The sequence below is a fragment of the Mycolicibacterium sp. HS_4_1 genome, from assembly GCF_054515875.1.
Map to the genome: position 1 here is coordinate 1,215,413 of NZ_CM137261.1, position 24,761 is coordinate 1,240,173.

Consider the following 24,761-nt stretch of genomic DNA (forward strand, 5'->3'; position numbering starts at 1 on the left):
CCTGTGATCGGCGCTGAAGGTCGTCATCATCTGGTCACCGAACGCTAACCTACGGTACCGTAGGTTACGGTATCGTAGGTTTGTGGCGTTGCGGGCCTACGCCGACCACCGATGGAGGGATTGACCCATGGATACCCAGACAGCTGTGCTGTATGAACTGGAGCCCGTCGTCGCGCAGAACCTCGACCGGCACCTGTCGATGTCGCGGGAATGGTTCCCGCACGACTACGTCCCGTGGAGCCGCGGGCGTGACTTCGCGTTCCTCGGCGGCGAAGATTGGCAGCCGGAGGACTCGCCGCTCGACCCGGTCGCCAAGACGGCGCTGACGGTCAACCTCCTGACCGAGGACAACCTGCCGTCGTATCACCGCGAGATCGCCACCCGGTTCTCGCGCGACGGTGCGTGGGGTACCTGGATCGGGCAGTGGACAGCTGAGGAGGGGCGCCACAGCATCGCGCTGCGCGACTATCTCGTCGTCACCCGCGGCGTCGATCCCGTTGCCCTGGAACGGCTCCGAATGGAGCACACCGTCGCCGGCTACGACGCGGGCGACCGCAGCGCGCTGTCGGTGCTCGCCTATGTCTCATTTCAGGAACTGGCCACGCGCGTCTCGCATCGCAATACCGGCCGGGCGTCGGGCTGCCCGCTGGCGGACCAGCTGCTGGCTCGCATCGCGGCCGACGAGAACCTGCACATGGTGTTTTACCGCAACCTGATGGCCGCGGCCCTAGCGATCGCCCCGGACGAGGCGATGGTCGCCATCTGTGGCGAGGTCATCAACTTCGCGATGCCCGGCCTGGGTATGACCGACTTCGCGAAGAATGCGCTGACCATCGCCAAGGCCGGTATCTACGACCTGCGCATCCACCATGACGACGTGCTGGTCCCGGTGCTGCGCTTCTGGAACATCTTCGACCGCAACGATTTCGGGCCGGTCGGCGAGCAGGCGCGCGAACAACTGATCGGGTTCCTCGGCATGCTCGACGAGCGGGCGCGGTTCTACGAGGAGAAGCGCAAGCTGGCCAGTGTGGCCGGCTGAGCGGCTATCCCGGCAGCCGGATCACCTGGGCGGCGTAGGCCAGGCCCGCGCCGTAGCCCAGGAGTAGCGCCAGGCTGCCGGGTTTGGCCTCGCCGGTGTCCAGCAGGGTGTACATCGCCAGCGGAATCGAGGCGGCCGACGTGTTGCCGGCATCCTGAATATCTTGGGCAACAACAGTTTCCGGCTTGAGCTCCAGGCCCTTGGTGAGTAGCTCGTTGATCCGGCCGTTGGCCTGATGGGGGATGAAGACCTCGATGTCGTCGACCGTCAGGCCGGCGGCCGCGATGGCGCGCCTGCCGACGTCGACCATCTGGAACGCTGCCCAGCGGAAGACGGTCTGGCCCTCCATGCGCAGGAAAGGCCTTGGGCCGGAGGGGTTCTCGGCGTAGTCGATCCAGCTGAGATCCTGCACGATGGCGCTGGACTGCTCGCCGTCGCTGCCTGCGACGGTGGGCCCGATGCCTTGCTCTTCGGTCGGCCCGACCACCACCGCGGCGGCACCGTCGGCGAAGATGAAAGCGTTGCCGCGGTCGGTCATGTCGACGGCGTCGGACAGCTTCTCCGAGCCCACCACGAGGATGCGGCCGGCACTGCCCGCCCGGATCATGTCGGCGGCCACGCCCAGCGAGTAACCGAATCCGGCGCAGCCCGCGGCGATGTCGAAGGCCGGAATGCCCTGTGCGCCAATCTCTGTGGCCACCTGGGGCCCGCACGGCGGGGTGTTGCGGAAGTTGGTGCTGGTGGCGACGATGACCGCGTCTACAGCGGGTAGCGAAGCGGACCGCGCATCAGCACTGTCCGAGCTCCGTAATCCCGCCGCCGCGCAGGCGCGGCGGCCGGCCTCGCACGCCATCGTGACCGCGGACTCGTCAGGGCCGGCGAACCGGCGGTTCTTGATTCCGGTCCTGGAGTAGATCCATTCGTCCGACGAATCGATGGTTTCACAGATCTCGTCGTTGGTGACGACGCGGCCGGGGCGATAGGCCGCCACGCTCAGCAGGCCGACGTTCTGTGCGCCGCTGCGCGTATGGATATGTGTCACTTGTCGATTCCTGTCGGAGGAGGGGGTCAGCGCCCAGCTGGGTCGAGCCCGAGCGACATGCCGGCCAGTCCGCGCTTGCGGCTGGACAGTTTGTCGGCGATGCCGCGCAGCGCTTGTCCGGCAGCCGACTCGGCATCGGAAAGCACCAGGGGCACGCCGGAGTCGCCGGCGCTCACGAGCCGCGGGTCCAGCGGCACCTGGCCCAGCAGTGGAACCTCGGCACCGACTGTGCGCGTGAGGCTTTCGGCAACCTGTGCGCCACCGCCCTCGCCGAACAGCTGCATCGTGGTGCCGTCGGGCAGGGTGAGTCCGGACATGTTCTCGACCACGCCGACGATGCGCTGACGGGTCTGTACCGCGATCGCGCCGGCGCGCTCGGCCACCTCGGCGGCGGCCATCTGGGGCGTGGTGACCACGAGAATCTCGGCGCCGGGAATCAACTGCGCCACCGAGATGGCGATGTCGCCGGTGCCGGGCGGCAGGTCGAGCAGCAGCACATCGAGGTCACCCCAATACACGTCGGCCAGGAACTGCTGCAACGCCCGGTGCAGCATGGGCCCGCGCCACACCACGGGGGTGTTGCCCTGGGTGAACATCGCGATGGAGATGACCTTCACGTCGTGCGAAACCGGCGGCAGGATCATCGAATCCACCTGGGTGGGCCGATCCTGCACGCCCATCATCCGGGGCACCGAGTGGCCATAGATGTCGGCGTCGAGCAGGCCGACCGACAGGCCTTTGGCGGCCAGTGCGGCTGCCAGGTTCACCGTCACGCTGGACTTGCCGACGCCGCCCTTGCCGGACGCCACTGCGTACACCCGGGTCAGCGAGCCCGGCTGGGCGAACGGGATGACCGGCTCCTTGGAGTCGCCGCGCAGTTGCTTGCGCAGTTCGGCGCGCTGCTCGTCGTTCATCACGTCGAGGGTCACCTTGACCGCGCCGGTGCCCGGCACGTCGATGACGGCCGCGGTGACCCGATCGGTGATCTCGGTCTTCTTGGGGCAGGCCGACGTGGTCAGGTAAATCTCGACGTGCACGGCACCGTCGGATTCGACGGTCACGTCCTTGACCATGCCGACCTCGGTGATCGGGCGGCGCAGTTCAGGGTCGACAACTTTGCCCAGTGCGGCACGCACGGCGGCATTCAGCTCAGCAGACATTACTTGTGAGTTTATAACTGCCGGTCAGCGCGCCGGCAGCTGGTCAGGGTAGGCCAGGGAAGGCCGGCGCCGGCGGTGGTCCGGGATCCGCAGGTGGCGCAGCGGCGGGGCCGGGTGCCGCGGCCACCGCTGCGGGCGCGACGGCGGGACCAGGAGCCGCTCCGACCGGGCCGGCGGCCGGGGTGCCCACACCCACGGCGGTCACCGGAATGGGGCCGCCAAGGGCGGGAGCCGGGGCCGGCGCGACGGGTGCCGGCGGCGGCGCGAGAGGAGCCGGCGGCAGCTGGAACGGTGGCAGGTTGAACGGGTTCGGCTGCTGCGCGTCCAGTGCCGGGGCATCGGGAGCCGGAATGGGCGCCGCGCTCGGGGCAGGTCCACCTTGCAGGCAGAACACCGCACAGTTCTGCTTCGGCTCCGCCGGGCCGGGCAACGGACCCGTGCGTCCCATCTGCAGCGCGGGCGTCAACGCCAGCGGATCGTCGGACGGCAGTCCCATCGCGTTGATGGGCAGGCCCGGCCCGAGCCCCTCGGGGTTGTCCAGGTGCTGGTCGCCGATGGCGGGCGGCGGGCCGACGATCGGCGGCAGGTCGACCGGTGCGATACCGGTGACGTAAGCCTTCGCCCAACCGAGCACGTTCTGGGCGTAGGGCATCGAGTTGTTGTAGCGCAGGATCGCCGTCAGCACCTGCGACGGATCACGCAGGTTCAGTCCGCCACTGCACAGGTAGCGCGCCGCGGCGAGGGATGCGTCGTAAACGTTCTGGACGTCGGGCTTGCCGTCGCCGATGGCGTCCGCGGCATACCGGGCCCAGGTGCCGGGCAGGAACTGCATGGGGCCCAGTGCGCGGGCGTAGGTCACCCGCCCGGCCGCGATGCTCTGCACGATGACCTCGTTGCCGGCCAGCGTGCCGTCCAGGACAGGTCCGAGGATCGGGGTGAGCGCGGTGCCGCGCGCGTCCGTGGCACCGCTGTTGGCGTGCCCGGATTCGATGCGACCGATACCGGCGAGCAGGTTCCAGCTGATACCGCAGCCCGGGGCGTTGGTCGCCATGATCTTCTCGGCGGTGCGGTAGGCGTTGAGCACGACCGGCGGAATCCGCAGCCCGCCGGGCGCCATCACCAGCGACGCCGGCGGCGGAGACAGGGCCGTGGTCGGATCCATGTGCAGGGCGCGCGGCACTTGATCGGACGCCACCACCGTCATACCGGCCCGGTTGCTGGGGCTGGGGCTGGTGGGTGTGACGGCCGCCAGTGGCGTGACGCCCGCGGTGGCGCTGTTGTGCACTGTTTGCCGAGTAGGCGCGGAACCGCCGACGGCGAGCATCAGCACGAGTGGCGCGACGACCGCGACGCCGGCCAGTGGGCGGCGCATTGCCCGGGCCATTCGGCGGCGGCGGCCCGGGACGCCTTCGTCGGCCGGATCAGCTTCGTCGGCGACAGCGGCGTCATAGTCCTCGACAGTGTCGTCTACCAGTGCGGATTCACCTAGAAGTGCGTGGGGGTCAGTAGCAGACGCAGCGTCGTCCGCGGAGTCAGCGGTGTCGCCCCCGATAAGCACTAAGCCATCCTATGGAAGTGGAATACCGGAGTGACCCCGGTGACATGTGTTGTGATTCAAGTCACCATACCTACTCCGCGGGCGGTTGGCGTAGCAATGTTTCCGCCGAGTGGAAACTCTCATCGGCGGCCGGGGCGGAGCCGCCCGCGGAGTCGCCGAAAGCCTCGTTTTCCTCGACCGGCGGACGTGACTTTCCGGTCTTGCGTTTGCCGGATCCGCCCTTGCCGCCGTTCTGCTGAGCAATCAGCGTCCGCAACTCGTCGAGTTCGCGGCGGAGGTAGTCCCGAGTGGCCACCTCGCCGACGGCCAACCGCAGCGCGGCCAGTTCGCGCGCCAGGAATTCGGTGTCGGCTTTGGTCTGCGCCGCGCGCCGGCGGTCTTCTTCGAGCGACACCCGGTCCCGGTTTTCCTGACGGTTCTGCGCCAGCAGAATCAGTGGTGCCGCGTATGCGGCCTGGGTCGAGAACGCCAGGTTCAGCAGGATGAACGGGTACGGGTCGAATTGCAGGCTGATGGCGATCAGGTTGAAGGCGATCCAGATGATCACGATGACCGTCTGGATGAGCAGATATTTGCCCGTGCCCAGGAACCGGGCGATCCCTTCACTGAACCGACCGACCGCCTCGACGTCCAAGCGCGGCGTCAGCCGGAAGCGGGACGTGCGCGGAATGTCCAGGCGCTGCCGTGCCGAAGGCTCGCTCACCGGCCCGCTCCCGAGATGTTGTCAGTGATGGCCTGGGTCGAGTCCGGCCCTGGTCCGTCGGCACTGCGCCAGCCGGCGGGCAGCAGGTGGTCGAGCAGGTCGTCGACGGTGACGGCGCCGAGCAGGTGATTCTCGTCGTCGACCACTGGCGCGGACACCAGGTTGTAGGCGGCGAAGTAGCGCGTCACCTCGGCCAGCGAGCTGTTTGGGGACAGCACCGGCAGATCGGTGTCGAGGATGCCGCCGACTTGGGTGGCCGGCGGTTCGCGCAGCAGCCGTTGCGTGTGCACGAGGCCCAGGTAGCGTCCGGTCGGCGTCGCGGTCGGCGGCCGCGCCACGAACGTCATGGACGCCAGCGCCGAGGTCAGCTCGGGGTCGCGGACGCGGGCGAGCGCCTCGGCGACCGTGGTGTCGGGGGCGAGGACGACGGGCTCGGGCGTCATCAGACCACCGGCGGTGTCGGGAGAGTGCTGCAGCAGGCGCCGCACCGGCTCGGCGTCATCGGGGTCCATCCGGTCCAGCAGCACGGCGGCGCGGGTGGCGTCGAGCTCGCCGAGCAGGTCGGCGGCGTCGTCGGGGTCCATCTCTTCCAACACGTCCGCGGCACGCTCGGTGCCCAGCTGATTGAGCAGTTCGGCCTGCTCGGGTTCGGAGAGCTCCTGCAGGATGTCGGCCAGCCGCTCGTCGTCGAGAGCCCTGACCACTTCGTGACGGCGTTTGGCCGGCAGGTCGCGGAGCGCGTCGGCGACCTCGACGGGACGCTGGCCGTCGAACTGCTCCAGCAACTGGGCGACGCCCTGACCGGGCAGCGCGAGCGCCGACGGCGTCAGCCCGATGACGTTCTGCCACTCGACCACGTGCACCGTGGTGCGTCGGCCCAGCCGGCGGTGCCGCACCGCGACGCGGGTGACCAACCAGTCGCGCGACCGGGTCTGCTCGATGGCGAGGTCGACCACGACGACATCGAGGCCGGCGAGCTGTTCGAGCTCCGGATCCCTGACGCGGACGCGGGTGTCCAAGATCTGCCCGAGAACCAGGGCCTCGCCCGGGCGCTGTTCGAACCGGCGCAGCGAGATGGTCGCTCCCGTGAGGGTGACGGAGTTGTGCTCGATCGAGGTCACTCGCAGGATCGGGACGAATATTCTGCGGCGCGTGGTCAGTTCCACGACGAGGCCGAGCACCCGCGGTTGCTGGCGGATGACGCCCATGCTCACGACCACGTCGCGCACCCGGCCGACCGATTCTCCATCAGGGCCCAGCACGACCAATCCAGCGAGCCGAGCCACGAAGACCCTGTTGACCGCCACCATGCACCACAGGGTAGAGAGTGGGGTCGTGGAGAACGTGTATCGGCCCCGCCGTACCTGCCTTTCTGTTCCGGGCAGCAGCGACAAGATGATCGCGAAGGCCAAGACCTTGCCGGCCGATCAGGTGTTCCTCGACCTCGAGGACGCGGTCGCAGCCGACGCGAAGGCCGCGGCGCGCACCCGGGTGGCGCAGGCGTTGTGCGAGCCGGGCTGGGCGGGCCAGCTGCGTGGACTCCGGGTCAATGACTGGACCACCCCCTGGACGTACGCCGACGTGATCGAGGTCGTCACAGCGGTCGCGCGCGGGGGCGGCGAGCTCGACGTCATCGTGCTGCCGAAGGTCAGCGATGTCTCGCACGTGCAGGCGCTCGATCTGCTGCTGACCCAGCTGGAGCGCACGCATGGGCTGCCTGTCGGCGGCATCGGCATCGAGGCCCAGATCGAAGACGCCAAGGGGCTGACCAACGCCGACTCCATCGCCGGTGGCCCGCGCGTGCAGGCGCTGATCTTCGGGCCCGGGGATCTGATGGCCAGCCTGAACATGCGCACTCTGGTGGTCGGGGAGCAGCCCGTCGGCTACGGCGTCGGCGACGCCTATCACCACGTGCTGATGACGATTCTGGTGGCGGCGCGGGCGCACGGCATCAATGCCATCGACGGCCCGTATTTCAAGGTGAAGGACACCGAGGCGTTCACGCGCGTCGCAGGCCAGACCGCGGCGCTCGGGTACGACGGGAAGTGGGTTCTGCACCCCGACCAGATCGCCGCCGGAAACGAGATCTTCAGTCCGCGCCAGGCCGACTACGACCATGCCGAGCTGATCCTCGAGGCCTACGAATGGCACACCTCGCGGGCCGGTGGTGCCCGCGGTGCGGTGTTGCTCGGCGACGAGATGATCGACGAGGCCAGTCGCAAGATGGCGCTGGTGATCGCGGGCAAGGGACGTGCCGCCGGGATGACGCGCACCGGCGAGCGGTTCAGCCCGCCGGCGTGAGCGGGTCGGCTACGCGCCGAGGACGAGCACGACCAGAAACAGATTGAGCAGGAACGCCAGGGCGCCGCACACGATGCCGCTGAGCGCCAGAGCGCGGCCCCTGGTGCCGCTGCCGGGGATCCGCTCGTAGGCGACCACGCCGAGTCCCACGCCGATGAGCGCCACGGGGCCCAGCACCACACCGGCCAGTGCGCACACGACCGAGCCGACCGCCAGTCGGTTGACTCGTGCGCCGATCACAAGTTCGGATCTTGGTGAATCGCCCAGTCGTAGAACAGCGCGAAGCCGAGCAGGCCGACGACGATGGACACGCCACCGATGGCGATTCCCGCGATGGCCATGGTGCGGCCGTTGGTCTGCGGCCGGCCCTTGCCCTGCATCACGGCCACGATGCCGAGGACGATGCCCAGCAGCGAGACGACCGGACCGATGAAACACATGAAATAGAGCGGTAACGCGACCAGCGAACACGCCAGCGATCCGATGGCCATGCCGTCGTTCGCCGGCGGCGGCGGGTACGACGAATACATCGGGGGCGGCAGGAAGCCGGCCGGCGGCACGAACCCCGACGGTGGGCCGTACGGCGCGGCGGGCGGGGGACCGTAGAAGCCCGGCGGTGGGCCGGCAGGCGCGGCAAACGGGCCTGTCGGTGGCTGGGGTTGGAAGTGGGGCTGGGGCGCGGCCGGACCCTGCTGCCAAGGCGCCGCGGTGGGCCCGGGCGCTTCGAGCGGCGGGTATTCGTACACCGGGTAGTCGCTGGTCGGTTCGGCGTCGGTGCCGGACGGCCGGGCCGACGGACTGGCCGGCTGCGACGGATCCCAGGAGGGCTGCCCTGACTCCGCGCCCGGACTTGTCATGCCGACCAACCTAGCCTAAGAGATCATGGCATCGTGGTAGCCGAAGTGCGTTCCGCGGCGAGTGACAGGAGACCAGGGGCATGACGAATCCGCTGCAGCCCGACCGGACCCCGGGCCCGGGTGGACAGCCCGGATTGCCGACCCCGCCGAAGGGCTGGCCCATCGGGTCCTACCCGACCTATGCCGAGGCGCAGCGCGCCGTCGATTACCTGTCAGACCAACAGTTTCCGGTGCAGCACGTCACCATCGTGGGCGTCGACCTCATGCAGGTCGAGCGGGTCACCGGGCGGCTCACCTGGCCGCGCGTGCTGGGCGGCGGCATTCTGACCGGCGCATGGCTGGGCCTGTTCATCGGGCTGGTGCTGGGGCTTTTCGGCACCAACGCGTGGGGATCGCTGCTCACCGGTCTGATCGCCGGTGTGTTCTTCGGCTTGATCACCTCCGGCGTGCAATACGCGATGTCGCGCGGCACAAGAGATTTCAGCTCCACCATGCAACTGGTCGCCGGACGGTACGACGTATTGTGCGATCCGGTGTGCGCCGAGCAGGGGCGTGATCTGTTGGGCCGGCTGTCGCTCTGAGCCTTCCGGGGCCGGCCACCTGATCGGCTCCTGGCGTCGCCACCGAGGCACCTGATCGGCTCCTGACGTCGACGATATGTTGCATGGCACACCTTCTGCGCTCTACGGTTTGCGCGCGGGAGGTTCCCGTGAGACAGGAGGCGTCCGTGGTGCGCGCGGGAAAGCTGCGGGCTGCGCTGGCAGCGGGTGCGGCGGCGTGCACGGCCGCCACGTTGGTGTCCGCCTGCGGGTCCGGTGCCGGCGGCACCGTCGTCAACGTCTACACCTCGGCCAATGAGATGGCGACCTTCTCGGCGCTCGCCAAGCGGTGCAATGCCGAGCTCGATGGCCGCTTCAGTATCAAGCAGATCAGTTTGCCCAAGGGCGCCGACGATCAGCGGCTGCAGCTGGCCCGCCGGCTGACCGGCAACGACAAGAGCCTCGACATCATGGGCCTGGACGTGGTGTGGACCGCAGAGTTCGCCGAGGCCGGCTGGGCTGTGCCCCTGGCCGACGATCCAGCCGGAAAAGCGGAGGCCGACGCTGCCGACGACACCTTGCCCGGTCCGCTGAAGACCGCGCAGTGGAAGGGCCGGCTGTTCGCGGCGCCCATCACGACCAACACCCAGATGCTCTGGTACCGCGCCGATCTGATGCCCGAACCGCCGGCCACCTGGGACGAGATGGTGGCGCAGGCGACCCGGCTGCATGCCGCCGGTGGACCCAGCTGGATTGCCGTTCAGGGCAAGCAGTACGAGGGCCTGGTGGTCTGGTTCAACACCTTGCTGACCAGTGCGGGCGGCAGCGTGCTGTCCGACGACGGCAAGAAAGTCACCTTGACCGACACCCCTGAGCATCGGACTGCGACCGTCAAGGCGCTGCAGATCATCAAGTCGGTGGCCACCGCGCCCGGCGCCGACCCGTCGATCACCCAGACCGACGAGGGGACGGCCCGGCTGGCGCTCGAGCAGGGCAAGGCCGCGCTCGAGGTGAACTGGCCGTTCGTGCTGCCGTCCATGCTCGAGAACGCGGTCAAGGGCGGCGTGCCGTTCCTGCCGCTGAACGAGCGCGCGGACCTCAAGAGCGCCATCAACGACGTCGGCACCTTCGCGCCCGACGATGCGCAATTCAATACCGCCTACGACGACAGCAAGAAGGTGTTCGGCTTCGCGGACTACCCGTCGGTGCAACCCGGGGTGCCGGCGAAGGTCACCATCGGTGGGCTGAATCTCGCTGTGGGCAAGGACAGTACGCACAAGGCCGAGGCCTTCGAAGCCATCCGGTGCATGCGCAGCGCGGCAAATCAGGAGTACACATCTGTGGAGGGCGGACTGCCCGCGGTGCGCGCATCGCTGTACGACGAGCCCAAGTTCCAGGCCAAGTACCCGCAGTACGCGGTGATCCGTCGTCAACTCGCCGATGCCGCGGTGCGGCCCGTCACGCCGCAGTATCAGGCTGTCTCGACGCGGATTTCGGCGACGCTGGCACCGATCACCAAGATCGACCCAGAGGCCACCGCAGACAAGCTGACCTCCGAGGTGCAACAGGCGATCGACGGCAAGGGACTGATCCCGTGAGCGAAGCTCGCCGAGTGAACAGACCGGCCCCGGGCCGCATCGGCCACCCCGAGCGCCGTCTCGCGTATGCACTGATCGCCCCGGCCGTGTTGGTGATGCTGGCCGTGGCCGCGTACCCGGTCGGCTACGCGGTATGGCTGAGCCTGCACCGGGACAACCTCGCGGCGCCGCGGGAGACCCGATTCGTGGGGCTGGACAACTACACGACGATCCTCACCGACCATTACTGGTGGACGGCTTTCGTGGTCACCCTCGGCATCACGGTGGTGTCGGTGGCCATCGAGTTCGTGCTCGGCATGGCGCTGGCAGTGGTGATGCACCGGACCATGTTCGGCAGCTCCGTGGTGCGCACCGCCATCCTCATCCCGTATGGCATCGTGACCGTAGCCGCTTCTTACAGTTGGTATTACGCGTGGACGCCGGGCACCGGATACCTCGCGAACCTGCTGCCCACGGGCAGCGCTCCGCTCACCGAGCAGTTGCCGTCGCTGGCCATCGTGGTGCTGGCCGAGGTGTGGAAGACCACCCCGTTCATGTCGCTGCTGCTGTTGGCCGGGCTGGTGCTGGTGCCCCAGGATCTGCTCGACGCCGCCCAGATGGACGGCGCGGGCCGCTGGCAACGGTTCGCCAAAGTGACGCTGCCGCTGATGAAACCGGCCATCCTGGTCGCCCTGCTGTTCCGCACCTTGGATGCGTTCCGCATCTTCGACAACATCTACGTGCTGACGGGCGGCACCAACAACACCGGCTCGGTGTCGATCCTGGGTTACGACAACCTGTTCAAGGCATTCAACATCGGGCTTGGCTCGGCGATCAGCGTGCTGATCTTCGCCACCGTCGCGATCATCGCGTTCATCTACATCAAGATTTTCGGTGCCGCGGCGCCCGGGGCGAGCGAAGCGACGGGAAAACCTGTGGCGGAAGCCGAGGTGCGGTGACATGAGCGATCAGACACGCGGCGGCCGGTTGGCCGGTTGGGGTGTGGTCAACGTCCTGGTGGTGGTGTATGCGCTGCTGCCGGTGCTGTGGATTTTCTCGCTGTCACTCAAGCCGACGTCAACGGTCAAGGACGGCAATCTGATTCCGCGCCAGGTCACGTTCGACAACTACAAGGGCATCTTCACCGGCGGCGGCTTCGGCTCGGCCCTGGTCAACTCGATCGGAATCGGGCTGATCACCACCGCCATCGCGGTGACGATCGGTGGCATGGCGGCCTATGCTGTCGCGCGCCTGGACTTTCCGGGCAAGCGGCTGCTGGTCGGTCTGGCGCTGTTGATCTCGATGTTCCCCCAGATCTCGCTTGTGACACCGCTGTTCAACATCGAGCGCACCGTCGGGCTGTTCGACACCTGGCCGGGCCTGATTCTGCCGTACATCACCTTCGCCCTGCCGCTGGCGATCTACACCCTGTCGGCGTTCTTCCGGGAAATCCCTTGGGATTTGGAGAAGGCCGCCAAGATGGACGGCGCCACGCCGGGGCAGGCCTTCCGGAAGGTCATCGCCCCGCTGGCCGCTCCCGGCATCGTCACCGCGGCGATCCTGGTATTCATCTTCGCCTGGAACGACCTGTTGCTGGCCTTGTCGTTGACCGCCACGCAGCGGGCGATCACCGCGCCGGTGGCCATCGCGAACTTCACGGGCAGTTCGCAATTCGAGGAACCGACGGGTTCCATCGCCGCGGGGGCGATGGTCATCACGGTGCCCATCATCATCTTTGTTCTGATCTTCCAACGACGAATCGTCGCGGGCCTGACGTCCGGTGCGGTGAAGGGGTAATTCATGGCCGAAATCGTTTTGGACCACGTCACCAAGAGTTACACCGGTGGGGCGACGGCCGTGCAGGACCTGTCGCTGACCATCGCCGACGGTGAGTTCCTCATCCTGGTCGGGCCGTCGGGGTGCGGAAAGTCGACGACACTCAACATGATTGCCGGGCTGGAGGACATCAGCTCCGGCGAACTGCGCATCGGTGGCGAACGGGTCAACGAGAAGGAGCCGCGGGACCGGGACATCGCGATGGTGTTCCAGTCCTACGCGCTGTACCCGCACATGACGGTGCGGCAAAACATCGCATTCCCGCTCACCCTCGCGAAGATGCCGAAGGCCGAGATCGCGGCCAAGGTCGAGGAAACCGCGAAAATCCTTGACCTGACCCCACTTCTGGACCGCAAGCCCGCCCAGCTGTCCGGTGGCCAGCGTCAGCGCGTGGCGATGGGCCGCGCCATCGTGCGCAGCCCCAAGGCCTTTCTGATGGACGAGCCGTTGTCCAACCTGGACGCGAAGCTGCGGGTGCAGATGCGCACCGAGATCGCCCGGCTGCAGGCCAGGCTGGGTACCACCACCGTCTACGTCACCCACGACCAGACCGAGGCGATGACGTTGGGCGACCGCGTGGTGGTGATGAGTGGCGGTGTCGCGCAACAGGTCGGCACGCCCGACGAGCTGTACAACGAGCCGGCGAACCTGTTTGTCGCGGGCTTCATCGGCTCCCCGTCGATGAACTTCTTCCCGGCCAGCCGGACCGATGTCGGGGTGCAGCTCCCGTTCGGTGAAGTGACCCTGAGCGACGAGGCTCGCGCCGCGCTGGACCGGCACCGGCCGTCGGCCGACCTGATCGCGGGCGTGCGCCCCGAGCAGTTCGACGACGCCTCCGTGATCGACGCCTATGCGCGCATCCAGTCACTGACCTTCGAGGTCGAGGCCGAGCTGGTGGAGTCGCTCGGCGCCGACAAATACGTGCACTTCCGCATCGAAGGTACCGGCGCGCAGGCTGCCCAGCTGGAGCAGCTGGCTCACGACACCGTGGACGCCGGCTCGAGTGAGAATACTTATGTGGCAAGGGTTTCGGCCAAGTCGTCGGCGACCGCGGGCAGCAAGATCGAGCTGGCTCTGGACACGTCCAAACTGATCCTGTTCGACCCGGCCACGGGTCGCAACCTGTCACTACCGCAGTGACCGACGTTCTCGGAGCGGTAAAGGCCCATGTGGCGGGGTATTTCGCCGGGCGCGGCAGCACGGCCGAGCCGGTGGGCGCCAGCGTCACCTTTCTCGGTGCCGACCCCATCGAAGTGCTGCGCTTCGGTCCGACCGACGGCGACGTGTATCACTATGTGTCCCACGGGTGTTCGCGGTATCCCATGGCGGACCCGACCGACATGATGGCCGACGGGATCAGTGGTCCACGTGCGGAAGCTGTGCTGTCCCTGCGTGGCCCGACGCCCCCGGGTCTGGCCCGCTCGATCGCGATACTGGCGTCCGCGCCGACCGTCGAAGGTCTGATCCTGGAGCCGGATGCTCTCATCGATCTTCAGGGACCTGTATGGCAGGGCGCGGCGTTCACCGCATTTCTGTTGGGCACCAGTGACATTGGTGAGGTCGCGCTACCCGAGCCGTACCAGCCGGTGCGGATCCTCACCGCGACGCCGATCACCGCCACCGAGGCCGCCTGGGTGCGACTCAAGGGCGCCGACGCCATGCGCGAAGCCTGGCAGCAGGACGGCGTCGACGTCCTCGATCAACGCCGCCGCGCTGCCGAGCCGAGCTAGGACGTGTTGTTCGGGCAGGAGATATCCGCCCACACGACGTCGCCCTCGGCCGGTTCGTCGGAGGATGGGTTGTTGACCCGGACTACGGTGCAGCGCGGCAGGAGCGTCGGCTTGTTGCCGTTGAGCCAGTTGAGCCTCACGGTATAGCCCTCGCTCTCGAGGTCCCTGATGACGGCGTCCGCGCCGTTGGCGTGGGCGGCCGGCGCGGCGACGCCGGCAAGCGCAGCGCTCGCGAAGGCCACCGCCACCGCGAGGGACATGGTTCCGATTTTCATCTCGAAATCATGCCTGACCTGCGGCATTCCGCGTCGCGTTTTACGAAAGATGCCGTTCGGCTCCGCGTTGCCGTCAGTTCACGCGCTAGAGCCAATTGTTGCGCCGGAAGGTCCGGTACAACCCCGTGCACACCGTCGCCATGACCGCCAGGACTACGAAATACCCGTAATGCCAATGCAATTCGGGCATGTTTTCGAAGTTCATGCCGTAGATGCCGGCGATCATGGTCGGCACCGCGGCGATGGCTACCCACGCCGAGATCTTGCGCATATCGACGTTCTGTTCCATCCCGACTTTGCCGAGAGCGGCCTGCACCAGGGAACTCAGCAGGTCGTCGAAACCGGTGATCCGGTCGGCGGCCTGGCTGTTGTGGTCATTGACGTCGCGGATGTAGCGCCGGACCTCTTTCGAGATCAGGTCGTTGTGATCGGAAAGCAGGCGCTGCAAGGCCATGGTCAGCGGGTTCACGGAATGCCGCAGCTCGACCACCTCGCGCTTGAGCAGGTAGATGCTCTCGATGTCGGTCTGGGTGTGCGACGAGAAAACGCTCTGCTCGACGGTGTCGATGTCGTTTTCGACCAGCTGGGTCACATCGAGATAGCTGTCCACCACATGGTCGGCGATGGCATGCATCACCGCATAGGGTCCGAGCTTCAGGATGCCGGGCGCCTGCTCCAACCGATGCCGCACCCCGGCCAGCCCGGTGTGTTCTCCGTGCCGGACTGTGACCACGAATTCGGGGCCGACGAACACCATGATCTCACCGGTCTCGACGATCTCGCGGGCGTTGGCCACCGATTCGTGTGCCACGTAGCTGACCGTCTTGAGTACCAGGAACAGGGTCTGGTCGTACCGCTCCAGCTTGGGTCGCTGATGTGCGCAGACCGCGTCCTCGACGGCCAGTTCATGCAGCCCGAAGACGTCCGCGACGGCCTGCATCTGATGGTGGTCGGGCTCGTGCAGCCCGATCCAGACGAACGCGTCTTGTCCATCAGCGCGCAGCTCCCGCACCTTGGCGACCGCGGCGCCGTGGGTGTACTTGCCCGGGAGGCGCGCCCCGTCGACGTAGACACCGCAGTCCACCATGGCGCGCGCGACCGGCACATGGATGGAGCTGGCATCAGGGCCGGTAACGGCCTTCTTCGGGGTGGGCCGGAAGTTCGAAGGCTGTAGTGCGCGAAACGAGGGCATGCGGCAAGACCTCCCGTGGGGCGGACTGTGTAGGCCCATACGGCCCTCGCAAATGCTACGCGTAACCGGCGGGTAGCTTTTGTGTGAAGTAGCCTAACGCGGTGTCAGAGAAGTCAGGTGCCGTGCGCACACCCCAGGTGGTCATCGATGATGCGGAGATTTTCGCCGCCCACGAAGGGGGCAAGCTCTCCGTAGCCCTCAACGAGCCGCTGGATACCCAGCGCGCGTTGTCGATCGCCTACACGCCGGGCGTCGCCCAGGTCAGCCGCGCCATCGCGGCCGATGCGACCCTGGCCAAGAAGTACACCTGGGCCAATCGCCTGGTCGCCGTCGTCAGCGACGGCAGCGCCGTCCTCGGCCTCGGCGACATCGGACCGGCGGCCTCGCTGCCGGTCATGGAGGGCAAGAGCGCCCTGTTCAAGACCTTCGGCGGCCTCGACTCCATCCCGATCGTGCTGGATACCAAGGACCCCGACGAAATCGTCGAAACCCTCATCCGGCTGCGTCCGACGTTCGGCGCCGTCAACCTGGAGGACATCTCCGCTCCGCGATGTTTCGAGATCGAGCGCCGCGTCATCGAGGCGCTGGACTGCCCCGTCATGCACGACGACCAGCACGGCACCGCCATCGTGGTGCTCGCCGCCCTGATGGGCGCCACCAAGGTGCTCGAGCGCGACATGCACAACCTCAAGGTCGTGGTGTCCGGCGCCGGTGCGGCCGGCGTCGCGTGCACCAAGATCATGCTCGAAAGCGGTATCCGCGACATCATCGTGCTGGACAGCAAGGGCATCGTGCACTCGGGCCGCGGCGACCTCAACTCCTTCAAGGCGACGCTGGCCGAGCGCACCAACCCGCGTGGCATCACCGGCGGTGTGGCCGAGGCCCTCGACGGAGCTGACGTCTTCCTCGGGGTGTCCGCCGGTGTGGTGCCCGAAGAATTCATCGCGACCATGGCACCGGGCGGCATCGTGTTCGCGCTGTCGAACCCGGACCCGGAGATCCACCCGGACACCGCGCGCAAGTACGCGGCGGTCGTGGCCACCGGCCGCAGCGACTTCCCGAACCAGATCAACAACGTGCTGGCCTTCCCGGGTGTGTTCCGCGGAGCCCTGGACGCCGGTGCCCGCCGCATCACCGAAGCCATGAAAGTGGCTGCCGCAGAAGCCATTTTCTCCGTCGTGGGTGATGACCTGTCCGTCGATTACATCGTGCCCAGCGCGCTCGACCCGCGCGTGGGTCCGGCGGTGGCAGCCGCAGTGGCTGCCGCATCGCAAGCCTGAGCATCGTGAACCGCTGGGTCGCGGCGGGCGGTGTGGCGTTGGCCGCACTGCTCACCGCGACGGCGGCGGGTTGCGGCAGCGACCAACCTGCGCCGCCGGCCCCCGCACTGACGGTCGGTGCGGCGCCGACCAACGAGTCGAAGCTGCTGGCCCATCTGTACTCGGCGGCGCTGGGATATTTCGGTATCCCGACCCGCGTGCAGCTGGTCCCGGATCCTGTTGCGGCGCTCGATTCCGCTGATGTCACGGTGGCACCGGGTCTGACCGGTGAACTGCTCGCGAGGTTCGTCCCGCACGCCACGGCGCGGGCCGACGAGCAGGTGTACCGGTCGATGATCTCGGCGCTGCCCGAAGGCGTGGCCGCGGCCGACTACACGGCGTCAGCTCAGGACAAACCTGCCGTCGCGGTGACCGAGGCGACGGCGGCGACATGGGGTGCCCGCGACGCCGCGGCGCTGCCGAACCATTGCCGTGACCTGTCCGTCGGGGTCGTCGTGCGGGCCGCCCATCCCAAGCGGGTGGGGGACTGCGTCTTGCCGGTGGCGCGTGAATTTCCGGATACCGCAAGTCTTTTCGCGGCGCTGAAGGCGGGTGCCGTGACACTGGCGTGGACCTCGACGGCGGCGCCGGCGGCACCTGCAGGGGTCACTGTGCTGACCGACCGGACCGCGCTGATCCGCGCCGAGAACGTGGTGCCGTTGTACCGCCGCAATGTCCTGGCTGAGCAACAGGTGTTGGCGCTCAACGGAATTGCCGGCGAACTGGATACCGCGACGCTGACCGACATGATCGGTCAGGTCGACAAGGGTGCCGACCCGGCGGCGGTGGCGGGTGCGTGGTTGGCCCAGCACCCGCTCGACCACTAGCCGAGCTTCGGCAGCACCCGTCCGGCGATGGCCGCGAACAATCCCTGGTAGGCGCCTGATCCGGTGATCCGGACGATCACGTCGATGATCTTGGCGTCGGGTCCGACCAGTACCCGGGCGTGGCCCTTGCGCACCGCTTCGAGAATGATCTTGGCGGCCTGTTCCGGGGTGGTGAGGGCGCACCTGTCGAACAACTTGTTCAGGCCCGCGGAGTCGATATCGGCTGCGGCGGTGGAGTTGCGCACGATGTTGGTCTTGATGCCGCCCGGATGCACCGTGGTGACCTTGACCGGGTGGCCGGCCAGCTTCATCTCCTGGCGCAGGGCCTCGGTGAAGCCGCGCACCGCGAATTTGGCTGCGTTATAGGCGGATTGGCTGGGCACCGCGAACAGGCCGAAGATACTCGAGACGTTGACGACGTGGCCGTCGCCCGAGGCGATCAGGTGCGGCAGGAACACCTTGGTGCCGTTCACGACGCCCCAGAAGTCGACGTCCATGACCCGTTCGATGTCCTTGAACTGGCTGACCTCGACGTCGCCGGTGAAGGCGATCCCGGCGTTGTTGTAAATCTGGTTGACCTTGCCGAAGTGCTTGACCACCTCGCCGGCGTAGACCTCGAAGGCCTCACGCTCGGCGACGTTGAGGCGGTCGGCTTTCACCGGGGCGCCGATGGCCTTGACCTGTTCCTCTGTCTTGGCCAGGCCGTCGGTGTCGATATCGCTGATCGCCAGGCTCGCGCCCGAGCGGGCGAGCTCGATGGCCAATGCCTGGCCGATGCCCGATCCGGCCCCGGTGATCACACAGACCTTGCCGGCGAATCCCTCCATCAGTGCTCCTTGAGTTGTCAGTGCGAACGCGACGGCATGACGCGGGACGTGACCCGCGAGAACAGGTCCTGATAGGCACCCGAGCCGGTGGCTCGGATGATCAGGTCCAGCAGCTTGGCGTCCGGTCCGACGAGCACGCGGGCGTGGCCCTTGCGGACCGCTTCCAGGATGATCGTGGCAGCGCGTTCAGGGGTGGTTTTGGCCAGCTTCGCGTCGAAGGCCTTGGCCAGTTCCTTCGGGTCGATGCCCTCGGCTGCGGTGGCGTTGCGGGCGATGCCGGTCTTGATGCCACCGGGATGCACTGTGGTGACCTTGACCGGGTGGCCGGCCAGTTTCATCTCCTGGCGCAGGGCCTCGGTGAAGCCGCGGACGGCGAACTTGGAGGCGTTGTAGGCGGCCTGGCCAGGGACGGCGAACAGGCCGAAGACACTGGAGACGTTGATGACGTGGCCGTCGCCGGAGGCGATCAGGTGCGGCAGGAACTCCTTGGTGCCGTTGACGACGCCCCAGAAGTTGACGTCCATGACGCGTTCGATGTCTTTGAACTGGCTGATCTCGATGTCGCCGGTGAAGGCGATGCCGGCGTTGTTGTAGATCTGGTTGACCTTGCCGAAGTGCTCGGCCACGGCGTCGGCGTACAGCGCGAAGGCTTCGCGCTCGGTGACGTTGAGACGGTCGGTCTTGACCGGGGCGCCGATGGCCTTGATCTGGGCCTCGGTCTCGGCGAGGCCCTCGGTGTTGACGTCACTGATCGCCAGCTTGGCGCCCGAGCGGGCGAGTTCGATGGCAAGGGCTTGACCGATACCCGATCCGGCTCCGGTGACGACACAGACTTTCCCGGCGAAGCCCTCCATGAACACTCCCTTGTGTTGACGCGTCTTGACTTGGCGTCAGGCTAGCCGATACCCGCGGTTCTATCCCCGGCAGGTTTGGTTGCGCTGACCAGATAGGTGGACATGCCGGGACCGCACCACATCCGCCAACCCAGATTGCGTCGGCGGGCGTGCTCATCGGACCGATCCGGCTGCCGGTTATGAGGCCGCGGCCCGGGCCGGTCGCCATACATCTGCCAAGACCTCCAGGGGCATGCCGAGCGCGTCGCTGAGTCCGATGACGGTGCCGAACGCGGGCGAGGGTAGGCGGCCGGTTTCGATCTTGCGCAATGTCTCGGGTGAGATGCCCGCTGAACGGGCCACGTCTTCGAGGGTGCGGGCGCCCCGCGCGGTGCGCAGCGCTGCGCCGAGCCGGCGGCCTGCCGCGACTTGCTCGGGACTCAGCGGGGTGCGGACCATGGGACCACCGTAGCGTCGGTATTCAAATACCGCTAGGCTTGCTCTGGTATTTAAATACCAATCCGGAGGGTGCTGCATGATCGAACTGAAGACCGCCGCCGAGATCGAGCAGATGCGGATCACGGGCGGCTTCGTGGCCGAAGTGCTGACCGAGCTGAGCGGTCTGGCCGCCATCGGTGTCAATCTCCTCGATCTGGAGCACCACGCGCGCGACATGATCAAACGCCGCGGCGCCCAGTCCTGCTACTGGGACTACGACCCCTCCTTCGGCACGGGCCCATTCCGCAATGTCATCTGTCTGTCGGTCAATGATGCTGTGCTGCACGGTCTTCCGCACGACTATCGGCTACGCGACGGTGACGTGCTCACCATGGACTTCGCGGTGTCCATCGGCGGCTGGGTGGCCGATGCGGCCCGCACCGTGATCATCGGCACACCCGCCCCCGCCGACGTACGGCTGGTTCGGGCCACCGAGGAGGCGCTGGCTGCCGGCATCGCCGCGGCCCGGCCGGGTAACCGGCTCGGCGATATCTCGGCTGCCATCGGTGCCGTCGCCGCTGACTACGGCTATTCGGTGAACGCCGAGTTCGGCGGGCATGGGCTCGGCCGGACCATGCACGAGGACCCACACGTGTCGAACGTCGGCAGACCCGGCCGGGGCCTGAAGCTGCGGGCGGGGATGACGCTGGCGCTGGAGCCGTGGTGGGCCGCAGGCACCAACCGCATCCGCTACGACCGCGACGGTTGGACCATCCGATCGGCTGACGGCTCTCGGACGGCCCATACCGAGGACACCGTGGCGATCACCGAATCGGGTCCGCTGGTGCTGACGCGTTGACCTGGCGGCCCGGGTCGGGCCTGCACCCTCAGAACGGCGAAATGGTCGCTGTCATCAGATGACAGCGACCATTTCTTGCCGTTCTGGCGGACTAGGCGAAGGCCTCGTCGATGATGGCCTGCTGCTCGATGGCGTGCACCTTCGAGCTACCCGATGACGGTGCGCTCATGGCCCGGCGCGAGATGCGCTTGATGCCGGTGAGGCGGTCCGGCAGCAGTTCCGGCAGGCTCAGGCCGAACGTCGGCCAGGCACCCTGGTTGGCCGGCTCTTCCTGCACCCAGAAGTACTGTTGCGCGTTCGGGTACTGCGCCAGCGTCGCCTCGAGCCGGCGCCTGGGCAGCGGGTACAGCTGCTCGATGCGGATGATCGCGATGTCCTCGCGGTTGTCCTTGACCTTGCGGGCCACCAGGTCGTAGTACAGCTTGCCGCTGCACAGCAACACCCGGGTGACCTTCGACCGGTCGCCGATGCCGTCTTCATAGGTGGGCTCTTCGAGCACCGAGCGGAACTTGATCTCGGTGAAGTCCTTGACGTCGCTGACGGCCGCCTTGTTGCGCAGCATGGACTTCGGGGTGAAGACGATCAGCGGGCGGTGGATGCCGTCGAGGCCGTGCCTGCGCAGCAGGTGGAAGTAGTTGGCCGGGGTGGACGGCTGCGCCACGGTCATGGAGCCCTCGGCGCACACCTGCAGGAACCGCTCGATGCGGCCCGAGGTGTGGTCCGGGCCCTGGCCCTCGTGACCGTGCGGCAGCAGCAGCACGACGTCGGAGAGCTGGCCCCACTTGGCCTCGCCGGAGCTGATGAACTCGTCGATGATCGACTGCGCGCCGTTGACGAAGTCACCGAACTGGGCTTCCCACAGCACCATGGCGTCGGGGTTGCCCACCGAGTACCCGTACTCGAAGCCGACGGCCGCGTACTCGGACAGTGCCGAGTTGTAGACCAGCAGCTTGCCGCCGGTCGGGGTGCCGTCGGTGTTGGTCGCCAGCAGCTGTAGCGGAGTGAACTCCTCGCCGGTCTTGCGATCGATGAGGACCGCGTGCCGCTGCGTGAAGGTGCCGCGCTGGGTGTCCTGGCCGGACAGCCGGATCAGCCGGCCTTCGGCGATCATCGAGCCCAGGGCAAGCAGCTCGCCGAACGCCCAGTCGATCTTGCCCTCGTAGGCCATCTCGCGGCGCTTCTCGAGCACCGGCTTGACGCGCGGGTGCACGGTGAAGCCCTCGGGTAGGGCCAGGTGTGCGTCGCCGATGCGGGCCAGCAGCGACTTGTCCACCGCGGTCAGCAGGCGTTGCGGGATGGTCTGGTCGGACTCGACCGATTCGCTCGGCTCGATCTCGTGCTTCTCCAGCTCGCGGACCTCGTTGAAGACGCGCTCCAGCTGACCCTGGTAGTCGCGCAGCGCGTCCTCGGCCTCTTTCATGGAGATGTCACCACGGCCGATGAGGGCTTCGGTGTAGGTCTTGCGGACGCCGCGCTTGGTGTCGATGACGTCGTACATGTACGGCTGGGTCATCGACGGGTCATCGCCTTCGTTGTGGCCGCGGCGGCGGTAGCACAGCATGTCGATGACGACGTCCTTCTTGAACGCCTCGCGGAAGTCGACGGCCAGGCGGGCCACCCAGCCGCACGCCTCGGGGTCGTCGCCGTTGACGTGGAAGATCGGCGCACCGATCATCTTGGCCACGTCTGTGCAGTACTCGCTGGAGCGCGAATCCGTTGGCGCCGTGGTGAATCCGATCTGGTTGTTCACCACGATGTGGATGGTGCCGCCGGTGCTGTAGCCCTTCAGGAGCGCCAGGTTGAGCGTTTCGGCGACCACGCCCTGGCCGGCAAATGCGGCATCGCCGTGCAGCATCATGGGCATGATCGAGAAGCGGCCGTGGCCGTCGCTGTCCTCATGCTCGCCGGCCAGCAGGTCCTGCTTGGCCCGGACCAGGCCTTCGAGCACCGGGTCGACGGCTTCCAGATGGCTGGGGTTGGCCACCAGCGATACGTCGATCTCGTTGTCGCCGAACATCTGCAGGTAGTGGCCCGAGGCGCCGAGGTGGTACTTGACGTCGCCGGAGCCGTGCGCCAGAGCGGGGTTCAGGTTGCCCTCGAACTCGCTGAAGATCTTCGAGTACGGCTTGCCCACGATGTTCGCCAGCACGTTCAGGCGGCCGCGGTGCGGCATCCCGATGACCACTTCGTCGAGGTTGTGTTCGGCGGCCTGGTCGATGGCGGCGTCCATCATCGGGATGACGGCTTCCGCGCCTTCCAGCGAGAAGCGCTTCTGCCCAACGTATTTGGTGTGCAGGAAGGTTTCGAAGGCCTCGGCGGCGTTGAGCTTGGACAGGATGTACTTCTGCTCGCCGACCGTCGGCTTGTCGTGTTTGACCTCGACGCGCTCCTGCAGCCACTTCTGCTGCTCGGGTTCGAGGATGTGGGTGTACTCGACACCGATGTGGCGGCAGTACGCATCACGGAGCACCGACAGCACGTCGCGCAGCTTCATGAACTGCTTGCCGGCGAAACCGTCAACCTTGAACTCGCGGTCCAGGTCCCACAGCGTGAGGCCATGGGTGTTGACGTCGAGGTCGGGGTGGCTGCGGAAGCGGGTCTTGTCCAGGCGCAGCGGGTCGATGTCGGCCATCAGGTGGCCGCGGTTGCGGTAGGCCGCGATCAACTCGATGATGCGCGCGTTCTTGTGGGAGATCGAGTCCGGGTTGTCGATCCGCCAGCGCACCGGCTCGTAGGGGATGCCCAGCTCACGGAAGATCTCGTCGAAGAAGGCGTCGTCCAGCAGCAGTTTGTGGACCGTGCGCAGGAAGTCACCGGACTCGGCGCCCTGGATGATGCGGTGGTCGTAGGTCGACGTCAGCGTGATGAGCTTGCCGATGCCCAGTTCGGCGATGCGCTCTTGGCTGGCGCCCTGGAACTCCGCCGGGTACTCCATGGCGCCTGCGCCGATGATGGCGCCCTGGCCGCGCATGAGGCGCGGCACCGAGTGCACGGTGCCGATGGTGCCCGGGTTGGTGAGCGAGATGGTGACGCCGCTGAAGTCCTCGGCCGTCAGCTTGCCGTCGCGCGCACGCCGCACGATGTCCTCGTAGGCGGCGATGAACTGGCCGAATTGCATTGTCTCGCAACGCTTGATGGCTGCGACGACGAGCTGGCGCGAGCCGTCCTTGTTCTGCAGGTCGATGGCCAGGCCGAGGTTGGTGTGAGCCGGGGTGACCGCCGTCGGCTTCCCGTCCACCTCGGCGAAGTACCGGTTCATGTTCGGGAACTGCTTGACCGCCTGGACGATGGCGTAGCCGAGCAGGTGGGTGAAGCTGATCTTGCCGCCGCGGGTGCGCTTGAGGTGGTTGTTGATGACGATGCGGTTGTCGATCATCAGCTTCGCGGGGATGGCGCGCACGCTTGTCGCGGTGGGCACATCGAGCGACGCGTTCATGTTCTTGACGACGGCGGCCGCGGCGCCGCGCAGCACCTGCGTCTCGGAGTCTTCGGCGGGCGCCGGTCCCGGCGCGGCGGCCTTGGCCGGCGCGGCCTTCGCCGGCGCAGCAGGGGCCGCGGCGGGAGCCGGAGCAGGCGCGGCGGGGGCCGGAGCAGCAGGGGCCGCCGCCGGAGCCGGGGCTGCTACGGCGGCGGAATCCGTTGCGTCCGTGATGGGTTCGGGGTTGTAGTCAAGCAGGAAGTCGTGCCAACTCGGGTCCACCGAGGACGGGTCCTCACGGAATTTGCGATACATCTCTTCGACCAGCCACTCGTTCTGACCGAATGGTGAAGGTGATGTGCTCACGGCCGCTGTTCGCCTCGTTTCGTTCTGCTCGACGGGTGCCGGACCCAAGCCCGGCGTACCCGCCT

The 24,761-nt window shown here is 67.3% G+C and carries 24 protein-coding genes; 11 read left to right on the plus strand and 13 right to left on the minus strand.

Annotation, left to right across the window (positions count from 1 at the left end):
* The first annotated feature begins 127 nt into the window (after positions 1–127).
* Positions 128–1,039: an acyl-ACP desaturase gene (locus tag ACX12F_RS05845; RefSeq protein ID WP_459368690.1), complete on the plus strand. Its 912-nt coding sequence runs from the start codon at positions 128–130 to the stop codon at positions 1,037–1,039.
* 4 nt (positions 1,040–1,043) lie between these two features.
* Here ACX12F_RS05845 and ACX12F_RS05850 read toward each other — a convergent pair whose 3' ends face one another.
* The 5 genes from ACX12F_RS05850 to ACX12F_RS05870 all read right to left on the minus strand — a co-directional run bounded on the left by ACX12F_RS05850 (position 1,044) and on the right by ACX12F_RS05870 (position 6,812).
* Positions 1,044–2,081 carry a beta-ketoacyl-ACP synthase III gene (locus ACX12F_RS05850; protein WP_459368691.1) on the minus strand — a complete coding sequence of 346 codons (1,038 nt, stop codon included), beginning with the start codon at positions 2,079–2,081 and terminating at the stop codon, positions 1,044–1,046.
* Between the two features lie 26 nt (positions 2,082–2,107).
* Positions 2,108–3,241 carry an Mrp/NBP35 family ATP-binding protein gene (locus ACX12F_RS05855; protein ID WP_459368692.1) on the minus strand — a complete coding sequence of 378 codons (1,134 nt, stop codon included), beginning with the start codon at positions 3,239–3,241 and terminating at the stop codon, positions 2,108–2,110.
* Positions 3,242–3,284: 43 nt separating this feature from the next.
* Positions 3,285–4,613: a lytic transglycosylase domain-containing protein gene (locus tag ACX12F_RS05860; RefSeq protein WP_459370251.1), complete on the minus strand. Its 1,329-nt coding sequence runs from the start codon at positions 4,611–4,613 to the stop codon at positions 3,285–3,287.
* Positions 4,614–4,869: 256 nt separating this feature from the next.
* Positions 4,870–5,502, minus strand: coding sequence for a DUF1003 domain-containing protein (locus tag ACX12F_RS05865; protein WP_459368693.1), 633 nt, complete (start codon positions 5,500–5,502; stop codon positions 4,870–4,872).
* The gene (locus ACX12F_RS05870; protein WP_459368694.1) at positions 5,499–6,812 is read right to left on the minus strand and encodes a magnesium transporter MgtE N-terminal domain-containing protein; all 1,314 of its coding nucleotides are present in this window, start codon (positions 6,810–6,812) and stop codon (positions 5,499–5,501) included. The genes ACX12F_RS05865 and ACX12F_RS05870 overlap by 4 nt, the downstream gene beginning before the upstream one ends.
* A 25-nt stretch (positions 6,813–6,837) precedes the next feature.
* On the opposite strand from ACX12F_RS05870, the gene ACX12F_RS05875 reads away from it, so the two are divergent.
* Positions 6,838–7,803: an HpcH/HpaI aldolase/citrate lyase family protein gene (locus ACX12F_RS05875; RefSeq protein WP_459368695.1), complete on the plus strand. Its 966-nt coding sequence runs from the start codon at positions 6,838–6,840 to the stop codon at positions 7,801–7,803.
* Positions 7,804–7,812: 9 nt separating this feature from the next.
* Here the strand turns inward: ACX12F_RS05875 and ACX12F_RS05880 are convergent, their stop codons facing one another.
* Positions 7,813–8,043 (minus strand): DUF4190 domain-containing protein, encoded by a 231-nt coding sequence (locus tag ACX12F_RS05880; RefSeq protein WP_163911593.1) that lies wholly within the window; start codon positions 8,041–8,043, stop codon positions 7,813–7,815.
* Positions 8,040–8,660: a DUF4190 domain-containing protein gene (locus ACX12F_RS05885; RefSeq protein ID WP_459368696.1), complete on the minus strand. Its 621-nt coding sequence runs from the start codon at positions 8,658–8,660 to the stop codon at positions 8,040–8,042. The genes ACX12F_RS05880 and ACX12F_RS05885 overlap by 4 nt, the downstream gene beginning before the upstream one ends.
* 80 nt (positions 8,661–8,740) lie before the next feature.
* Here ACX12F_RS05885 and ACX12F_RS05890 point away from each other — a divergent pair, with 80 nt between their 5' ends.
* From ACX12F_RS05890 to ACX12F_RS05915, 6 genes are all read left to right on the plus strand, one after another.
* On the plus strand, positions 8,741–9,241 hold the full coding sequence (locus ACX12F_RS05890) for a YflT domain-containing protein (RefSeq protein ID WP_260942470.1): 501 nt from the start codon (positions 8,741–8,743) through the stop codon (positions 9,239–9,241).
* 146 nt (positions 9,242–9,387) lie between these two features.
* A complete protein-coding gene (locus ACX12F_RS05895; protein WP_459370252.1) occupies positions 9,388–10,797 on the plus strand; it encodes an ABC transporter substrate-binding protein in 1,410 nt (469 codons plus the stop codon).
* Positions 10,798–10,811: 14 nt separating this feature from the next.
* Positions 10,812–11,735, plus strand: coding sequence for a carbohydrate ABC transporter permease (locus tag ACX12F_RS05900; RefSeq protein ID WP_459368697.1), 924 nt, complete (start codon positions 10,812–10,814; stop codon positions 11,733–11,735).
* A 1-nt stretch (position 11,736) separates the two neighbouring features.
* Positions 11,737–12,573, plus strand: coding sequence for a carbohydrate ABC transporter permease (locus ACX12F_RS05905; protein WP_459368698.1), 837 nt, complete (start codon positions 11,737–11,739; stop codon positions 12,571–12,573).
* A 3-nt stretch (positions 12,574–12,576) separates the two neighbouring features.
* On the plus strand, positions 12,577–13,752 hold the full coding sequence (locus ACX12F_RS05910) for an ABC transporter ATP-binding protein (RefSeq protein ID WP_459368699.1): 1,176 nt from the start codon (positions 12,577–12,579) through the stop codon (positions 13,750–13,752).
* Positions 13,749–14,342: a suppressor of fused domain protein gene (locus tag ACX12F_RS05915; protein WP_459368700.1), complete on the plus strand. Its 594-nt coding sequence runs from the start codon at positions 13,749–13,751 to the stop codon at positions 14,340–14,342. The genes ACX12F_RS05910 and ACX12F_RS05915 overlap by 4 nt, the downstream gene beginning before the upstream one ends.
* Here the strand turns inward: ACX12F_RS05915 and ACX12F_RS05920 are convergent.
* Positions 14,339–14,617, minus strand: coding sequence for a hypothetical protein (locus tag ACX12F_RS05920; RefSeq protein ID WP_459368701.1), 279 nt, complete (start codon positions 14,615–14,617; stop codon positions 14,339–14,341). The two genes, ACX12F_RS05915 and ACX12F_RS05920, sit on opposite strands and share 4 nt — an antisense overlap.
* 85 nt (positions 14,618–14,702) lie before the next feature.
* Positions 14,703–15,809 carry a magnesium/cobalt transporter CorA gene (gene corA, locus ACX12F_RS05925; RefSeq protein ID WP_459368702.1) on the minus strand — a complete coding sequence of 369 codons (1,107 nt, stop codon included), beginning with the start codon at positions 15,807–15,809 and terminating at the stop codon, positions 14,703–14,705.
* Positions 15,810–15,946: 137 nt separating this feature from the next.
* Here corA and ACX12F_RS05930 point away from each other — a divergent pair, with 137 nt between their 5' ends.
* Both ACX12F_RS05930 and ACX12F_RS05935 read left to right on the plus strand, forming a co-directional pair.
* Positions 15,947–17,089: an NAD(P)-dependent malic enzyme gene (locus ACX12F_RS05930; protein ID WP_459370253.1), complete on the plus strand. Its 1,143-nt coding sequence runs from the start codon at positions 15,947–15,949 to the stop codon at positions 17,087–17,089.
* 5 nt (positions 17,090–17,094) lie between these two features.
* Positions 17,095–17,955 carry a glycine betaine ABC transporter substrate-binding protein gene (locus ACX12F_RS05935; RefSeq protein ID WP_459368703.1) on the plus strand — a complete coding sequence of 287 codons (861 nt, stop codon included), beginning with the start codon at positions 17,095–17,097 and terminating at the stop codon, positions 17,953–17,955.
* Here the strand turns inward: ACX12F_RS05935 and ACX12F_RS05940 are convergent.
* The 3 genes from ACX12F_RS05940 to ACX12F_RS05950 all read right to left on the minus strand — a co-directional run bounded on the left by ACX12F_RS05940 (position 17,952) and on the right by ACX12F_RS05950 (position 20,074).
* Positions 17,952–18,782: an SDR family NAD(P)-dependent oxidoreductase gene (locus tag ACX12F_RS05940; protein ID WP_459368704.1), complete on the minus strand. Its 831-nt coding sequence runs from the start codon at positions 18,780–18,782 to the stop codon at positions 17,952–17,954. The two genes, ACX12F_RS05935 and ACX12F_RS05940, sit on opposite strands and share 4 nt — an antisense overlap.
* A gap of 17 nt (positions 18,783–18,799) precedes the next feature.
* On the minus strand, positions 18,800–19,636 hold the full coding sequence (locus ACX12F_RS05945) for an SDR family NAD(P)-dependent oxidoreductase (RefSeq protein WP_459368705.1): 837 nt from the start codon (positions 19,634–19,636) through the stop codon (positions 18,800–18,802).
* 177 nt (positions 19,637–19,813) lie between these two features.
* Entirely contained in the window at positions 19,814–20,074 is a 261-nt protein-coding gene (locus ACX12F_RS05950) for a helix-turn-helix domain-containing protein (RefSeq protein ID WP_138229038.1), read from the minus strand.
* Between the two features lie 76 nt (positions 20,075–20,150).
* Here ACX12F_RS05950 and map point away from each other — a divergent pair, with 76 nt between their 5' ends.
* Entirely contained in the window at positions 20,151–20,912 is a 762-nt protein-coding gene (gene map / locus ACX12F_RS05955) for a type I methionyl aminopeptidase (RefSeq protein WP_459368706.1), read from the plus strand.
* A 91-nt stretch (positions 20,913–21,003) separates the two neighbouring features.
* Here the strand turns inward: map and ACX12F_RS05960 are convergent, their stop codons facing one another.
* Positions 21,004–24,696, minus strand: coding sequence for a multifunctional oxoglutarate decarboxylase/oxoglutarate dehydrogenase thiamine pyrophosphate-binding subunit/dihydrolipoyllysine-residue succinyltransferase subunit (locus ACX12F_RS05960; RefSeq protein WP_459368707.1), 3,693 nt, complete (start codon positions 24,694–24,696; stop codon positions 21,004–21,006).
* Positions 24,697–24,761 lie beyond the last annotated feature (65 nt).

Bases quoted from the DNA above. Each gene is read 5' to 3' on its own strand.
- ACX12F_RS05890 (WP_260942470.1), top strand. From the start codon at position 8,741: ATGACGAATCCGCTGCAGCCCGACCGGACCCCGGGCCCGGGTGGACAG.
- ACX12F_RS05910 (WP_459368699.1), top strand. From the start codon at position 12,577: ATGGCCGAAATCGTTTTGGACCACGTCACCAAGAGTTACACCGGTGGG.
- ACX12F_RS05950 (WP_138229038.1), bottom strand. From the start codon at position 20,074: ATGGTCCGCACCCCGCTGAGTCCCGAGCAAGTCGCGGCAGGCCGCCGG.
- corA (WP_459368702.1), bottom strand. From the start codon at position 15,809: ATGCCCTCGTTTCGCGCACTACAGCCTTCGAACTTCCGGCCCACCCCG.
- ACX12F_RS05940 (WP_459368704.1), bottom strand. From the start codon at position 18,782: ATGGAGGGATTCGCCGGCAAGGTCTGTGTGATCACCGGGGCCGGATCG.
- map (WP_459368706.1), top strand. From the start codon at position 20,151: ATGATCGAACTGAAGACCGCCGCCGAGATCGAGCAGATGCGGATCACG.
- ACX12F_RS05845 (WP_459368690.1), top strand. From the start codon at position 128: ATGGATACCCAGACAGCTGTGCTGTATGAACTGGAGCCCGTCGTCGCG.
- ACX12F_RS05905 (WP_459368698.1), top strand. From the start codon at position 11,737: ATGAGCGATCAGACACGCGGCGGCCGGTTGGCCGGTTGGGGTGTGGTC.
- ACX12F_RS05945 (WP_459368705.1), bottom strand. From the start codon at position 19,636: ATGGAGGGCTTCGCCGGGAAAGTCTGTGTCGTCACCGGAGCCGGATCG.
- ACX12F_RS05885 (WP_459368696.1), bottom strand. From the start codon at position 8,660: ATGACAAGTCCGGGCGCGGAGTCAGGGCAGCCCTCCTGGGATCCGTCG.
- ACX12F_RS05860 (WP_459370251.1), bottom strand. From the start codon at position 4,613: ATGCGCCGCCCACTGGCCGGCGTCGCGGTCGTCGCGCCACTCGTGCTG.
- ACX12F_RS05870 (WP_459368694.1), bottom strand. From the start codon at position 6,812: ATGGTGGCGGTCAACAGGGTCTTCGTGGCTCGGCTCGCTGGATTGGTC.
- ACX12F_RS05855 (WP_459368692.1), bottom strand. From the start codon at position 3,241: ATGTCTGCTGAGCTGAATGCCGCCGTGCGTGCCGCACTGGGCAAAGTT.
- ACX12F_RS05920 (WP_459368701.1), bottom strand. From the start codon at position 14,617: ATGAAAATCGGAACCATGTCCCTCGCGGTGGCGGTGGCCTTCGCGAGC.